The sequence below is a fragment of the Shinella curvata genome (assembly GCF_022899935.1).
GTDB lineage: Bacteria > Pseudomonadota > Alphaproteobacteria > Rhizobiales > Rhizobiaceae > Shinella > Shinella curvata.
Genome location: NZ_JALJCJ010000002.1, coordinates 929,436 through 943,978, shown reverse-complemented (window position 1 = coordinate 943,978; position 14,543 = coordinate 929,436). Strand labels below are relative to the sequence as shown.

The following is a 14,543-nucleotide window of genomic DNA, read 5'->3' as shown; positions in this document are numbered from 1 at the left end:
GGAATTAACCTACCACTTCCAGGCCCATGGCGCGGGCAGAACCCTCGACCATTGCCATTGCGCCTTCGATATCGGCGGCGTTGAGATCCTTCATCTTGGCTTCGGCGATCGACTTGATCTGAGCCTTGGTGAGCTTGCCGACCGTCGCGCCCTTGCCCGGGGTCTTGGAGCCCGAGGTGATCTTGGCTTCCTTCTTGAGGAAGTAGGTCACCGGCGGCTGCTTCATGACGAAGGTGAAGGACTTGTCCTGGTAGTAGGTGATGACGACCGGGATCGGCATACCCTTTTCCATTTCCTGCGTAGCCGCGTTAAACGACTTGCAGAATTCCATGATGTTAATGCCACGCTGACCAAGCGCCGGGCCGATCGGCGGGGACGGGTTTGCCGATCCTGCCTTGACCTGAAGCTTGAGCTGGCCTGCAACTTTCTTAGCCATTTTCTCTGCCTTTCAGAATACGACCGGTTTCCCGATCCATGATGCCGATCATAAGACCGGCGGCTGCGGTTGCGTGGTGCGGTCTTCTGACACCCGGCTTAGGCGCCCTTCCCTTCCACGCGAGCGGCGGAAACTTCCGCCACCAACCCTCGAAGAGGATTGGATTTTCTTGAAGCAACGCCCTAGGGCATCACCAAAAATCAGATTTTCTCGACCTGGGCGTATTCCAGCTCGACAGGGGTGGCGCGACCGAAGATCGACACTTCCACCTTGAGGCGCGAACGCTCCTCGTCGACGTCCTGAACCGTGCCGTTGAACGACGCGAACGGACCGTCGGAAACACGAACCTGCTCGCCGATCTCGAAGGAGACCGAGGGCTTCGGACGATCGACACCATCCTGAACCTGCGACAGGATGCGCTCGGCTTCGCTGTCCGGGATCGGAACCGGCTTGTTGTCGGAACCGAGGAAGCCCGTGACCTTCGGCGTATTCTTGATGAGGTGGTACGCTTCGTCCGTCAGGTTCGCCCGCACCAGCACGTAGCCGGGGAAGAACTTGCGCTCGGAATCGACCTTGCGGCCGCGACGCACCTCAACGACCTTTTCGGTCGGCACGAGGATCTTCTCGAACAGGTGATCAAGGCCCTTCTGGCGAGCCTTGTTCTCGATGTCCTCAGCGACCTTCTTCTCGAAATTCGAATACGCGTGGACGATGTACCAACGGGAAGCCATGTTCATCTCCAACCGATCAAGCGGCAGCGCCGAGGACGAGGCCAATCAGCCAGCCCATCAACTGATCCGCAGCGAAGAAGAACACCGCAGCCAGGAAGACCATGACGAAAACCATGATCGTCGAGATCACGGTCTCACGCCGCGAGGGCCAAGTCACTTTCTTCGTTTCGGAGCGTACCTGCTGCAGAAACGCAATCGGATTCGTTTTCGATGCCATTGAATGTCCACGCCATTACGGCGCGTAAAGCTGAACTATCAGCCCCACGCACCGCGTGTCTGTTTTGCCCTACATAAAGCCCGATTCTCTTTTTCACAAGAGGCAACCAAACTTTTAACGAATCTAGACGGTCCGACCGTCATGCCACCATCACCGACGCTGCAAGTGGTCCGCGCTGTCCGGATGAAATGGCAGGGGCAGCCGGGCTTGAACCGACGACCTGCGGTTTTGGAGACCGCCGCTCTACCAACTGAGCTATACCCCTATATGCCTACCGTATCCGGGCGAAACGCCGCGTGCCCGGCAAGGCATGGGGTCTTTACGGCGCGCGGACCGACTTTGCAAGTCCAAAGACGAGATTTTTTCACAGCTTAACCGCCCAATCCCCACCGGGCGCTCCATTACCAGCTGACGCGGAACGTCGCCTTCACGGCGCCGACCGCGCCGGCGTCCTGCCTGCGCACGGACGCCGCGACATCGAGCCCCTCGAAGACACGCTGCTCCACCCTGATCTCCGTTCCGATGCGCCGCTGTCCGCGCGCCGCCGTTCCTGTGGCGAGAAGAGAGGTTCCCGAACCGGGCAGCTGGATCAGCGTCCTCTGCGTGATGCGCACCGAACCGTCGTAGCCATGCCGCGTGTGCGATTCGGCTGATACGGACGGTGCAAGAACGAGATCGACGGATGGAGACGCCATCCAGCGCCGCGTGATGCCGGCGCTTGCCGAAGCGCGGCCCGTTGCGGGATTGTAGCCGGCCGTGACTGTACGCTCCGCTCCGGAGCCTCCCTGCCCGCGCATTTCGGCCCAGAACCGCGCATTGTCGCGTGTCGCATTGATGCGGCCCGCAGACGACGCGGCGACCGAGAAATCGACACCGCCGCTTACCGGATTGCCCGTCGCCGCCTTTACGCCCATGCGCAGACGATAGGCGTAACTGGAAATCTTCGTCGGTGACCAGATGAGCAACGAATCAGCCGCCCTCGCCCCGACCGGTGGAATCAACAGAATCGTAGAGAACGCGAGCACCGTGCGCGCCGCGCCGAAAAATGACACCTTCATGGAACGCACCCATCTCGTGGTTGCCTCGATGCGCGCGGCACGACCTCGTATCTGCCACACGCTGGGACGCCCGCACGAACACGGGATCACATGATCCCCAGGCGCCGGGTCCAGGCTCGGTGACCGGGACCAGTCGCTCGAAGCGACCTGGCAAACCTACCCCCTGCGGCTCCCCATCTCCATCCCCAGAACTGGCGAGATATCGCCGCGCGCTAAACAAGCCGGGCATTTCGAAGACGTCACAAACAAAAGAGCCCCGCGGTTTCCCGCAGGGCTCTTTTTTCAGGCAAAGCCCGAAATTACTCGACGATGGAGGCGACGATGCCTGCGCCGACGGTACGGCCGCCTTCACGGATCGCGAAGCGCAGCTTTTCTTCCATCGCGATCGGAACGATCAGTTCAACGGCAACCGTGACGTTGTCGCCCGGCATGACCATTTCCGTGCCTTCCGGCAGCGAAACGATACCCGTCACGTCCGTCGTGCGGAAGTAGAACTGCGGACGGTAGTTCGTGAAGAACGGCGTATGACGGCCGCCTTCTTCCTTCGTCAGGATGTAGGCTTCAGCCATGAACTTCTTGTGCGGCTTGACCGAACCCGGCTTGCACAGGATCTGACCACGCTCGACGCCGTCACGGTTAACACCGCGAACCAGTGCGCCGATGTTGTCGCCGGCCTGGCCCTGGTCGAGCAGCTTGCGGAACATTTCAACGCCGGTAACCGTCGTCTTCGACGTCGGGCGGATGCCGACGATTTCGACTTCTTCACCAACCTTGACGATACCACGCTCGACGCGGCCGGTCACAACCGTACCGCGGCCCGAGATCGAGAACACGTCTTCGATCGGCATCAGGAAGGGCTGGTCGATCGGACGTTCCGGCGTCGGGATGTAGGCGTCGACAGCGGCCATCAGCTCGCGGATCGCGTCTTCACCGATCTTCTTGTCCGAATCTTCGAGAGCGGCCAGAGCCGAACCCTTGACGATCGGAATGTCGTCGCCCGGGAAGTCGTAGGACGACAGAAGTTCGCGAACTTCCAGCTCGACGAGCTCGAGGAGTTCGGCGTCATCAACCTGGTCGACCTTGTTGAGGAACACGACGATTGCCGGAACGCCAACCTGGCGAGCGAGCAGGATGTGCTCGCGGGTCTGCGGCATCGGGCCGTCAGCAGCCGAGCAAACCAGGATCGCGCCGTCCATCTGGGCAGCACCGGTGATCATGTTCTTGACGTAGTCGGCGTGGCCGGGGCAGTCGACGTGGGCGTAGTGACGGTTCGGCGTCTCGTATTCGACGTGTGCCGTCGAGATGGTGATGCCGCGCGCCTTTTCTTCCGGAGCGGCGTCGATCTGGTCGTACGCCTTGAACTCGCCGAAGTACTTCGTGATCGCTGCCGTCAGCGACGTCTTGCCGTGGTCGACGTGGCCGATCGTGCCGATGTTTACGTGAGGCTTGTTGCGCTCAAACTTGCTCTTTGCCATCTCTTTATTTCCTACTGAACGAAAGTTGGGCTAACCGGCCCGTCCGGTTTGGCGGGCATTTAAGACTTTCACAACGATTGCGCAAGCCTTAAATGCGCGAGCGGGCGCCGGCCCCGGCAACCGGGACCGAACAGCCTGTCGGGGCCTTATTGTCAAAGCAACACAATCGTTTAATTGCTTTCACCATGGGCATAGATAGGTGACCCCGGCGTTTTCGCAACAGTAGGCGTCCTGTTTTTCGTTCCGGAAGTTCCGACCGCTAGCCTTGCGCAACGGCACCATGATAGGAGAAATCCGAAACTCCTGGACAACGATGCTGGCCGCCGAACAACAATGACCTTTAAAACGATACTATCGCGCCTCTTCAACAGAATAAAACATGGTCTTCGGCTTCGCGACGCGCAGGGCGGGGGTAAATATTCTGTCGGCCGCGGCGTGTTTCTGGGAAAGAAGAGCAAAATCGGCGCCTGGACTTACATCCAGGCATATTCCTATATCGGATACGGCACGAAAATAGGCCGCTATTGCGCCATCGCGAGAGATGCCGAAATCGGACCGCCTCATCACGACTACAATCTCATCAGCAGCCACGAGTTTCTGACCCATCGCAACCGGTTCATCGGGGTACCCGGCTACATTGGAGAGCTGTGGAAGCCGGTAAGGATCCGCAAACGGCCACCGACCATTCTTGAGCATGACGTCTGGATCGGCACCAAGGCGACGGTGCTACGGGGCGTTCGCATCGGCACGGGCGCAATCATCGGCGCCAACACGGTCGTCACAAAAGACGTGCCGCCCTACGCGATCGTTGGCGGCGTGCCGGCGAAGATCATCCGCTACCGCTTTCCCGAAGAGACGATCGGCGCACTGCTTGCAAGCCGATGGTGGCTTCTCGACCCCGCAGAGCTCGATGCGTTCGACCTGGCGTCCCCCGCCGAATCGGCAAAGGCCATCCTTGAGCGCACGAAAGCTCTTCCGAAAAAGCCGTCGGGAGAACGACCGGAAAAGACAGTAAAGAAATGAGGATTACTTGGAGCGGGTAGCGGGAATCGAACCCGCGTATTCAGCTTGGAAGGCTGCTGCTCTACCATTGAGCTATACCCGCGGGGGTCTTGATCCGTGCAACAGAATGGTGGAGGGAGTTGGATTTGAACCAACGTAGGCTGAGCCAACGGATTTACAGTCCGTCCCCTTTAACCACTCGGGCATCCCTCCATTATTCTATCGGGATCAAGCGACCAGTTTCGATCGGCGGGCAGTGCCTTGTCGGCGGCGCCTTCGATCTGGCGGCGTATATGACGGGCACAATTCATCCTGTCAACACGACGTCACGGAAAAAATTACGAAAAATGTCAGTGGCCGCCCCGACCTGTGGACGGCCGCCATTTGCGCGCCCCGCGCTCTAGGCCTATAAGGCGCCATGAGCAAAGACGACACCGGCGGCAAGTCCGCAAAAGACACCCACTATGCAAAACTCCGCCGGGCGCATCGCGACCACAAGCGCGAACGCGGCGAGATCCCGACGCCGAAGGACGACCGTCGTCGCAAGCCGGCCGACGGCTGGAAAGCACCGGCGGTCGCCCCGGACCAGGTCTATCTCTATGGCCTGCACACGGTGCGCGCGGCGCTCGACAATCCCGAGCGGAAGATCATCAAGCTCTCGGTGAGCCTCAACGCCGCCCAGCGCCTGGAGCTGGCGGATTTCTCGACCCTGCCCTATCCGGTCGAAACCGTGCTGCCCTCCGATCTCGACAAGGTCCTCGGCCCGGAGGCGATCCACCAAGGCGTGATGCTCGAAACCCGTCCCCTGCCGGTCCGCCGACTGGAGGCCTTGAAGGATAGCCCGCTGCTGCTCGTGCTCGACCAGGTGACCGACCCGCACAACGTCGGCGCCATCATGCGCTCGGCCGTCGCCTTCAATGCGGGCGCCGTCATCACCACCCAGCGCCACTCGCCGACGGAATCGGGCGTGCTCGCCAAAACCGCCTCCGGCGCGCTGGAGCTCATTCCCTATATCCAGATCACCAATCTCTCGGACGCGCTGGAAGAGCTGCACAAGCTCGGCTTCCTGACGATCGGGCTCGATTCGGAAGGCCCGGCCCCGCTGGAGGGCACGCTCTCCGGCCAGCGCATCGCGCTGGTGATGGGCTCCGAGGGCAAGGGCCTGCGCCAGAAGACGCGCGCCACCTGCAAGGCTCTCGCGCGCCTCGACATGCCTGGTGCCATCAAGTCGCTCAACGTATCGAATGCCGCGGCGATCGCACTCTATGCCACCCAGCGTCACCTTCTCGGCTGAACGCGGGCCTGGCGAAAACACGAAGGCCCGCCGGTGAATGCCGGCGGGCCTTCGTGTTTGGGCAATATGATCCCGCTCAGGACGCGCGCTTCAGAACGTTACGATCGGTGATCGTGCGCTCGGCTTCGGAGATCGCCTGGACCTTCGAGTCGGCCGAGAGGTTGAGGCCTTCGGCGCGGATGATCTCTATATCCGTGACGCCGAGGAAGCCGAGCACAGTGCGAAGATAGCTTTCCTGATGATCCATCACGGCTGCCGGTCCAGCGCTGTAATGGCCGCCGCGCGTGGAAACGATAATGATCTTCTTGCCCTTGGCCAGCCCCTCCGGGCCTTCGGCCGAATAGCGGAACGTCTTGCCGGCGACGGCGACGCGGTCGATCCAGGCCTTGAGCTGGCTGGGCAGGGAGAAATTGTACATAGGTACGCCGAGGACGATCGTATCGGCGGCCAGAAACTCGTCGAGCACGATCTTGCCTTCCGCATTGTCGGCGGCGATCTGCGCATCGACCTGGTCCGGCTCGGCATTGGCAGCCATCAGGTGGGCACCGGAAAGATGCGGCAGCGGCTTGGAGACGAGATCGCGGTAGGTCACGGTTGCGCCCGGCTGCTCGGCCTTGATCTGGGCTGCGACGGCGGCGGTCAGGCGGCGGGAAACGGAATGATCTCCGAGAATGCCGGAGTCGATATGGAGGACGTTCATGGGTCAGCACCTCTGTTTGAATTGGGTGCTAGATATATGTCTTGAAAACAATCACCCGATTAGACGGCAAAAAAACAATTGACTGTTTCACGAGGGAAACAATAATCACCTGCAATCGGAGACATGTCATGCAGGACCTGAACGACCTCGCGCTCTACGCCGCCGTCGTGCGTCACAAGGGCTTCACCGCGGCGGCCAATGCGCTGTCGGTACCAAAATCGAAGATCAGCAAACGCGTCGCGGCCCTTGAGGAGCAACTCGGCGTGCGCCTCATCGAGCGTTCCACGCGAAAGCTCTCGATTACCGATATCGGCCAATCCTTCTACGAGCGCTGCGAAGCCGTGCTATCCGGAGTGGAGGCTGCGGAGGCCGTCGTCGCCGTCGCCAAGGCCGAGCCGGCGGGCACGGTCCGCCTGTCGATGCCGTCAGGCTTCGCTCCCATGATGGCCGACGTGCTGCCAGGCTTCCTGAAACGCTATCCTCTGGTGCGCCTTTCGATTCTCACCACGGGGCGGCCGGTCGATCTGATCGAGGAACGAATCGACGTCGCGCTGCGCGTGCGAGAAAGCTATGACACGGACCAGTCGTTGATCGTGCGCCGCTTCGGCGGCACGCGCCGCTACCTTGCCGCAAGCCCGCGCTTTCTGGAACGCTACGGTCCCATCGACCTCGACACGATCGGTCGCATTCCGACGCTCTCCATGCAGGAGAACAATCCACGCGCGATCTGGACGCTTTTCCATTCAAGCGGAGAAGTGCACGACGTCTCCCTCTCGCCGGTCCTCACCTGTTCGGACTTTTCCGTGCTGGAACGCGCGACGATCGAGGGCATCGGCCTCGGCCTGCTGCCCGATATCATCGTCGAGCGCGGCTTCCGCAACGGCCTGCTGACGCCTGTATTGCCGGAATGGTCTTCCGCGGAGGCAACGGTACACGCCGTCTTCACCTCCCGGCACGGAATGCTGCCGGCGGTACGCGCGCTGATCGACCACCTCGCCGAAAACCTGCCGCGCTCCATGCATCGCTGCCAGGAAATCGTGCCCAAACCGGCCGATGACAGCAACTGGTCGATCTGATCCACCCTTTTCGCTTTACTCCGCCGGAAAATATGCTAACTCCCTCGCATTGCGTGCCCTTATAGCTCAGTTGGTAGAGCACCTGATTTGTAATCAGGGGGTCCCGGGTTCGAGTCCTGGTGGGGGCACCATTTTTGTTTGCTTGACGCCGTTCCCCCCGTTCACCACGGCTATCAGCAGCGGCGTCAGCGAAGCAATCTCTCCTTGAGCCTGCTGGTTTCCCCGACGTGTCGGCTTATATCCGCTCCGGCGACCCACCATGCCGCGAACCAGTCCCGTTCCAGCGATTGGCCACAGCACCTCTTACAATTGGGTGGTCGGATGTGCGTTTGGGTCGACCTGTGTTGTGACATGGGATGCGGCATGATAGGCGCCTTTGTGCTATAAGGGCGACCGAATTGCGTGTCGCTCTGGGACACGCTTCGGCGAATTTCATGAACGACTTCCGGGAATCAAGACATGGACAACCCAAGCCACGAGGACAGCAAGCTGGAGTGGCAACCACTGAAGGCCCTTGTGCAGGCCGCAAAGAGCGTAAGCGATGTCTACATTCGCGTGGATATCATCGGGGGCCACTATATACGGGTCCTGTCTGAGGACTTCATCGAGACGACGCGCGTCATGCGTACCGCAGCACCGCAACACCCGCATCCGGTTCGCTTCAAATTCACGGTTGAAGCCGGAGTCCTGTGGGTCCACGCCTCGCTGGACCCCATCGACAACCCGAATCGGACGCCAGAGGTTTCCTGATTCTCCGACGCTGCAATACGCCGGCAGGCCGTCCACCGGCGCCTTCGTGCGATGGAAACGAGACGAGAGAAGCGGCATGTTCACCGCGCTTGACATCGAGCGGCGCGCGGTGAACTTACTTTGACAACTCAGATGGATGCCTCTCCGGCACCATCATTTCCGCTTCGCGAAAGAAGTGACGGCAGGCCCGTCCGATGTTCGCTCGCAAGCATTTTGGCAAGGGGTTTTTACGGTGACAGCAGGCAACGAAGCGGTATCGAAAGTGAAGATCGAGAAGCGCTCCGACGGCAAGTTCTTCTACGCCCTGACATTCCGCGGCGTCACTCGGCCATTGATCGGGCCATTTCCCAACCCCTTCGAGGCCGCCGCCGCCGGAGAAGCGGCCTTGAAAGCGCTTGAGGCGCGGGCGGGCGCATCCAAGGCCTGACCGGCGGCATGTGGCTGTCGCAATCATCCGTCATCGTCACATTTTTCAGATGCGCATGCCATAAAGGCATGCGACAAAGACCGGCCTTGCGCATCCCGCGCGGGCGCAAGGCATAGATTGAGGACGCGGATCGGCGGCATGGCGCGTGAATTGAACTCCCTTTCCTTCGTCGCCTCCCAGGCGCCCGAAGCGCAGGACGCGCGCAGCGAACTCATCGCCCTCTACGGCAATGCCGATCCGGAAGAAGCCAATGTCATCGTCGCACTCGGCGGCGACGGCTTCATGCTTCAGACGCTGCACACCACCATGAACACCGGCAAGCGGGTCTACGGCATGAACCGTGGCTCCATCGGCTTCCTGATGAACCGCTACGACACGCAAAATCTTCCTGAGCGCATCGAGGGCGCGGTCGAAAACGTGTTCCGGCCGCTGGAGATGATCACGAGCGACGCAAGCGGTCAGGAGCGCCGGGCACTCGCCATCAACGAGGTCTATCTTTTCCGCCAGTCCTATCAGGCAGCGAAACTGCGCGTTACCGTCGATGGCCGCGTACGGCTGGAGGAGCTGATCTGCGACGGCCTGCTGCTCGCCACCCCGGCCGGCTCCACCGCCTACAATCTCTCCGCCCATGGCCCCATCCTGCCGCTGGAGGCACCGCTGCTCGCCTTGACACCGGTCAGCCCTTTCCGTCCCCGGCGCTGGCGTGGCGCCCTGCTGCCGAACAAGGTGGCGGTCAAGATCGACGTGCTGGAAGCGGATAAACGGCCGGTCAATGCCGTGGCCGACAATACCGAGGTCAAGTCCGTCACATCGGTGCAGATCGCGGAATCGGCCGGACTGTCGGCACGCATCCTCTCCGATCCCGATCATTCCTGGTCCGACCGGATTCTTGCCGAACAATTCGATTACTGACACCCTCTCTCGTCCGGGACAGGAGTTTTGCCCATGAAGCGGCATCTATGCGCCACCCTCGCCGTCCTTCTGCTCGCGGGCTCACCGGCCCTCGCCGAAGAAGATTCGCCCGTCTCCGAGGCGATCACCTTTGTGGTGAGCACCGGCTTCTGGGAAGAGCCCATGGAGAATGACAGCGATGCTGCGGCGACCGCCAAACCTGAGACCGCCGAGACAGGCAAACCCGATACCCTTCGCCGCGGCTACTACAAGCTGATCGCCGTACGCCAGCCGGACAGCACGGCACACATCCACCTTCAGCAGATCGAGGCGACGGCCGAAGGGCCGAAGATTGCCTCCTCGACGGTGCTCGAAGAGTTTTCCGCGCTCAAACCCTATGTGACGGATATTCGGCCGGAAAACTCCTCCGGCGTCACCGCGCAGCCCGGTCTCTTTGCCACGGTCTATCTGAAGACGGACCCGAAGGCGGCCGAGTCCGAGAGCTGGACCGTGCTGATCGACGATCTTGGCGAGATCAGGATCGAGCGCGCGACGAACTGAGCGCCTCGACTGCAAACGCAAACGGGCGCCGAGGCGCCCGTTCTTCATTTCAGGTCCCGAATATCAGCCGAGGTCGTCCACGACGGCATCGGCGCCACCGTTCACGCGATGAGCAAGGGCTGCTTCCATGAACTCGTTGAGTTCACCGTCAAGAACATCAGAGGGCGCGGTGCTCTCGACGCCTGTGCGCAGATCCTTGACCAGCTGGTAGGGTTGCAGGACGTAGGAGCGGATCTGGTGGCCCCAGCCGATATCGGACTTGGAGGCCGCTTCGGCATTGGCCGCTTCTTCGCGCTTCTTCAGTTCGGCCTCGTAGAGACGGGCACGCAGCATGTCCCACGCCTTGGCGCGGTTCTTGTGCTGCGAGCGCTCCTGCTGGCAGGCAACGACGATGCCCGACGGGATGTGCGTGATGCGCACGGCCGAGTCGGTCGTGTTGACGTGCTGGCCGCCGGCGCCCGAGGAACGGTAGGTGTCGATGCGGCAGTCGCTCTCGTTGATGTCGATGGTGATCGAATCGTCGATGACCGGATAGACCCAGATCGACGAGAACGAGGTATGACGGCGCGCATTGCTGTCATAGGGCGAAATGCGCACGAGACGGTGTACGCCCGACTCGGTCTTCAGCCAGCCATAGGCATTGTGGCCCTTGACGAGCAGCGTCGCGGACTTGATGCCGGCTTCTTCGCCGTCGTGGATTTCCAGAAGCTCCACCTTGTAGCCCGAGCGCTCCGCCCAGCGGGTATACATGCGCAGAAGCATGTTCGCCCAGTCCTGGCTTTCCGTGCCGCCGGCGCCGGAATGCACTTCGAGATAGGTGTCGTTGGTATCCGCCTCGCCCGAAAGCATGGCCTCGACCTGCTTGCGCGCGGCCTCGACCTTGACGGCCTTCAGGGCGTCTTCGGCGTCCTTGACGATGTCGGCATCGCCCTCTTCCTCACCGAGTTCGATGAGTTCGATATTGTCCTTGAGCTGCTGCTCGATGGCGCGCACGCCATTGATGCTTTCGTCCAGCTGCTGGCGCTCGCGCATCAGCTTCTGGGCTTCCTGGGCATCGTTCCAGAGGTTGGGATCCTCTGCCTTGTTGTTCAACCAGTCCAGTCGTCTTACCGCCTGATCCCAGTCAAAGATGCCTCCTCAGCAGGCTTATGGCCTGCTTGATTTCGTCGACAATGTTCTCGATTTCCGCGCGCATGTCCGTTTCTTCAATGCTTTGTTTCGGTGGCCTCGAAATAGAGAGGGCGGGCACGGATGTAAAGCCCCGCGCCCGCCCTCCTCCGAGATGATGATGGATCAGAACAGGCCGCCGCTGCCGCCGGTAACCGCCTGGTTGGCCTGCGGCGAGCTCTTCAGGATTTCCTCGGGGCTGGCATATTCCTCGCCGCCGATGACCGAGAAGACGTCGGCCGGGCCGGTACCTGGCTTGAAGGCTTCCATGATCGTGTCGGGATCCCCTTCGTTCGCCTGCATGCCCGTCTTGCGGTTGACGGCGATGAACTGCATGCCCTCGGGCACGATGAACTTCGTCGGCCGCGTGCCATCAAGCGCTGCGGTCATGAACTCGTTGAAGATCGGCGCGGAGAGCGAGCCGCCGGTCGCACCGCGGCCAAGCGGCGCCGGATTGTCGAAACCGATATAGAGGCCAGCGACGAGATCCGGCGTGTAGCCGACGAACCAGGCATCCTTCTCGTCGTTGGTCGTGCCGGTCTTGCCCGCCGTCGGGCGGTCGAGCTTGATCTTGCCGGCGGCCGTGCCACGCGTGACGACACCTTCCATCATCGAGGTGATCTGGTAGGCGGTCATCGGATCGAGAACCTGCTCGCGGTTGTCGGTGAGAACGGGCTCTTCCTGGTTTTCCCAGTCATTGGCGTTGCAGTTCTCGCAGGTGCGTTCCTCGTGGCGGAAGATCGTCTTGCCGTAGCGATCCTGGATTCGGTCGATCAGCGACGGCTTGATCTGCTTGCCGCCGTTCGCCAGTACCGCATAGGCCGAAACCATGCGCAGGACGGTGGTCTCCCCCGACCCCAGCGACATGGAGAGCACCGGATACATCTTGTCGTAGATGCCGAAACGCTCGGCATATTCGGCCACGAGGTTCATACCCATGTCGTTGGCCAGGCGAACCGTCATAAGGTTGCGCGAACGCTCGATGCCGAGACGCAGCGTCGACGGGCCGGCCGAGCCGCCGCCGTAGTTCTGCGGGCGCCAGACCTGGCCGCCGGCGACGATCTCGATCGGCGCGTCCATGATCACCGAGGCGGGCGTATAGCCGTTGTCGAGGGCAGCGGCGTAGACGAAGGGCTTGAAGGACGAGCCCGGCTGGCGCATCGCCTGCGTCGCGCGGTTGAATTCCGACTGGCCGTAGGAGAAGCCGCCGACCATGGCAAGCACGCGGCCGGTATGCGGGTCCATGGCGACGAGGCCGCCCTGGACCTTCGGCGGTTGACGCAGGCGGTAGACATTGCTGTCTTCGGTCGGCTCGACATAGACGACGTCACCGACATTGAAGACACCCGCCGGCGATTTCGCCGTCTTGCGGTCGCCCTTGGCCGAGCGGTAGGCCCAGCTCATGGCCTTGGCCTCGATGCGGCCCGTCACGCGCTGCTCCACGACCTTGCCAGAGGCTTCCTTGCTCGGCTGCAGGCCGATATCGGCGCCGCCGTCATCGACGGCGAGCACGACGGCGAGCTTCCATTCCGGCACGTCGGAGAACGGATCGATCTTGGCAAGCTCTACACCCCAGTCGCCGCCAATCTCGATCGTCTTGATGGGGCCGTGGAAACCGCGGCGTTCGTCATAAGTGATCAGGCCGTGCTGCAGGGACTTGCGGGCCGCGATCTGGATACGCGGATCGAGGGACGTGCGGACGGAAAGGCCGCCTTCATAGAGCGCGTTGTCGCCGTAACGCTCGATGATCTGACGACGAACCTCCTCAGAAAAATAGTCCGACGCGAAGAGATAGGTGCCGCGGTGGCGTGGCGTCACACCGAGCGGCTGGGTTTTCGCCTCCTCGCCATCCGCCTTGGTGACGTAGCCGTTCTCGACCATACGATCGATCACCCAGTTGCGGCGCTCGACGGCGGCTTCCGTACGGCGGAAGGGATGATAGTTCGACGGCCCCTTGGGCAGGGCGGCGAGATAGGCGGTTTCGGCGATCGTCAGCTCGGTGACCGACTTGTCGAAATAGGTGAGTGCCGCGCCGGCAATGCCGTAGGAATTCAGGCCGAAGAAGATCTCGTTGAGATAAAGCTCGAGGATGCGGTCCTTGGAATAGGCCTGCTCGATGCGGAACGAGAGGATCGCTTCCTTGACCTTGCGGTCGATCGTCTGGTCGGACGAGAGCAGGAAGTTCTTCGCCACCTGCTGGGTGATCGTCGACGCACCGACCGGACGGCGGCCGGAACCGAAATTCTGCAGGTTGACCATGATGGCGCGGAACAGGCCCGTCACGTCGACACCGGGATGCTGGTAGAAATTCTTGTCTTCAGCCGAGAGGAAAGCGGCCTTCACCCGGTCGGGGATTGCCTGGATCGGCAGGTAGAGCCGGCGCTCGCGGGCATATTCGGCCATCAGCGCGCCGTTGCCGGCGTGCATGCGCGTCGTCACCGGCGGTGCATAGCTGTTGAGGACTTCATAATCGGGAAGATCCTTGGTGACACTTCCCAGATAGAGAGCGACCGCTGCCGCCACGCCGAGGAACGCCACGGCGCCGATCCCGAAGAAATATCCAATCAGTCTGATCATGAGCCAGTTACCGATGCCTTATGTCTTTTAATTTCATCGGGCAGACCTGCCGCCCGGACTTGCGTCGCCACGGTCCAAAACGACCGCTGCCATACCCTGCCGAAGACGAGTCGTCCCCACATTTCCCGCACCCGTCTAGCGATCGGAATGTGAGGAAAATAGGGCTTACAGCATGCATCCC

Annotated in this window: 15 protein-coding genes and 4 tRNA genes; 8 read left to right on the top strand and 11 right to left on the bottom strand. The window is 61.4% G+C overall.

Going from position 1 to position 14,543, the window contains the following annotated elements:
* Positions 1–4: 4 nt before the first annotated feature.
* The 6 genes from rplK to tuf all read right to left on the bottom strand — a co-directional run bounded on the left by rplK (position 5) and on the right by tuf (position 3,917).
* Complete coding sequence (rplK, locus tag MUU55_RS10665; protein WP_023517311.1) at positions 5–436, bottom strand: 50S ribosomal protein L11; 432 nt, start codon at positions 434–436, stop codon at positions 5–7.
* 200 nt (positions 437–636) lie between these two features.
* The gene (gene nusG / locus MUU55_RS10660) at positions 637–1,167 is read right to left on the bottom strand and encodes a transcription termination/antitermination protein NusG (RefSeq protein WP_064329841.1); all 531 of its coding nucleotides are present in this window, start codon (positions 1,165–1,167) and stop codon (positions 637–639) included.
* A gap of 16 nt (positions 1,168–1,183) precedes the next feature.
* Positions 1,184–1,384 carry a preprotein translocase subunit SecE gene (gene secE / locus MUU55_RS10655; RefSeq protein WP_244760727.1) on the bottom strand — a complete coding sequence of 67 codons (201 nt, stop codon included), beginning with the start codon at positions 1,382–1,384 and terminating at the stop codon, positions 1,184–1,186.
* A gap of 189 nt (positions 1,385–1,573) precedes the next feature.
* A tRNA-Trp gene (locus MUU55_RS10650) sits at positions 1,574–1,649 on the bottom strand.
* A 136-nt stretch (positions 1,650–1,785) separates the two neighbouring features.
* Positions 1,786–2,442: a hypothetical protein gene (locus MUU55_RS10645; RefSeq protein WP_244760726.1), complete on the bottom strand. Its 657-nt coding sequence runs from the start codon at positions 2,440–2,442 to the stop codon at positions 1,786–1,788.
* Positions 2,443–2,741: 299 nt separating this feature from the next.
* Positions 2,742–3,917 (bottom strand): elongation factor Tu, encoded by a 1,176-nt coding sequence (tuf, locus tag MUU55_RS10640; protein ID WP_244760725.1) that lies wholly within the window; start codon positions 3,915–3,917, stop codon positions 2,742–2,744.
* Positions 3,918–4,250: 333 nt separating this feature from the next.
* Between tuf and MUU55_RS10635 the strand changes: the two genes are divergently transcribed.
* A complete protein-coding gene (locus tag MUU55_RS10635) occupies positions 4,251–4,940 on the top strand; it encodes a CatB-related O-acetyltransferase (protein WP_244760724.1) in 690 nt (229 codons plus the stop codon).
* Positions 4,941–4,948: 8 nt separating this feature from the next.
* Here the strand turns inward: MUU55_RS10635 and MUU55_RS10630 are convergent.
* Both MUU55_RS10630 and MUU55_RS10625 read right to left on the bottom strand, forming a co-directional pair.
* Positions 4,949–5,022: transfer RNA gene (locus MUU55_RS10630), tRNA-Gly, on the bottom strand.
* 25 nt (positions 5,023–5,047) lie between these two features.
* Positions 5,048–5,132: transfer RNA gene (locus MUU55_RS10625), tRNA-Tyr, on the bottom strand.
* Positions 5,133–5,337: 205 nt separating this feature from the next.
* Here MUU55_RS10625 and rlmB point away from each other — a divergent pair.
* Complete coding sequence (gene rlmB, locus MUU55_RS10620) at positions 5,338–6,213, top strand: 23S rRNA (guanosine(2251)-2'-O)-methyltransferase RlmB (RefSeq protein ID WP_244760723.1); 876 nt, start codon at positions 5,338–5,340, stop codon at positions 6,211–6,213.
* A 76-nt stretch (positions 6,214–6,289) separates the two neighbouring features.
* Here the strand turns inward: rlmB and MUU55_RS10615 are convergent, their stop codons facing one another.
* Complete coding sequence (locus tag MUU55_RS10615) at positions 6,290–6,913, bottom strand: FMN-dependent NADH-azoreductase (RefSeq protein ID WP_244760722.1); 624 nt, start codon at positions 6,911–6,913, stop codon at positions 6,290–6,292.
* Between the two features lie 128 nt (positions 6,914–7,041).
* On the opposite strand from MUU55_RS10615, the gene MUU55_RS10610 reads away from it, so the two are divergent.
* The 6 genes from MUU55_RS10610 (at position 7,042) to MUU55_RS10585 (ending at position 10,618) form a co-directional block, all read left to right on the top strand.
* The gene (locus MUU55_RS10610) at positions 7,042–7,989 is read left to right on the top strand and encodes a LysR family transcriptional regulator (RefSeq protein ID WP_244760721.1); all 948 of its coding nucleotides are present in this window, start codon (positions 7,042–7,044) and stop codon (positions 7,987–7,989) included.
* Between the two features lie 55 nt (positions 7,990–8,044).
* Positions 8,045–8,120, top strand: a tRNA-Thr gene (locus tag MUU55_RS10605).
* Between the two features lie 328 nt (positions 8,121–8,448).
* Entirely contained in the window at positions 8,449–8,739 is a 291-nt protein-coding gene (locus tag MUU55_RS10600; RefSeq protein ID WP_244760720.1) for a hypothetical protein, read from the top strand.
* A 136-nt stretch (positions 8,740–8,875) separates the two neighbouring features.
* Positions 8,876–9,166 (top strand): hypothetical protein, encoded by a 291-nt coding sequence (locus MUU55_RS10595; protein ID WP_244760719.1) that lies wholly within the window; start codon positions 8,876–8,878, stop codon positions 9,164–9,166.
* Between the two features lie 138 nt (positions 9,167–9,304).
* A complete protein-coding gene (locus MUU55_RS10590; protein ID WP_244760718.1) occupies positions 9,305–10,078 on the top strand; it encodes an NAD kinase in 774 nt (257 codons plus the stop codon).
* A gap of 33 nt (positions 10,079–10,111) precedes the next feature.
* Positions 10,112–10,618: a hypothetical protein gene (locus MUU55_RS10585; RefSeq protein ID WP_244760717.1), complete on the top strand. Its 507-nt coding sequence runs from the start codon at positions 10,112–10,114 to the stop codon at positions 10,616–10,618.
* 63 nt (positions 10,619–10,681) lie between these two features.
* On the opposite strand, the gene prfB is transcribed toward MUU55_RS10585, so the two are convergent.
* A protein-coding gene (gene prfB, locus MUU55_RS10580) for a peptide chain release factor 2 (protein WP_244760716.1) occupies positions 10,682–11,813 on the bottom strand; the annotation gives its coding sequence in 2 pieces (ribosomal slippage) (positions 10,682–11,743 and positions 11,745–11,813; 1,131 coding nt in all).
* Positions 11,814–11,911: 98 nt separating this feature from the next.
* Positions 11,912–14,362: a penicillin-binding protein 1A gene (locus tag MUU55_RS10575; protein ID WP_244760715.1), complete on the bottom strand. Its 2,451-nt coding sequence runs from the start codon at positions 14,360–14,362 to the stop codon at positions 11,912–11,914.
* Positions 14,363–14,543: the final 181 nt, after the last annotated feature.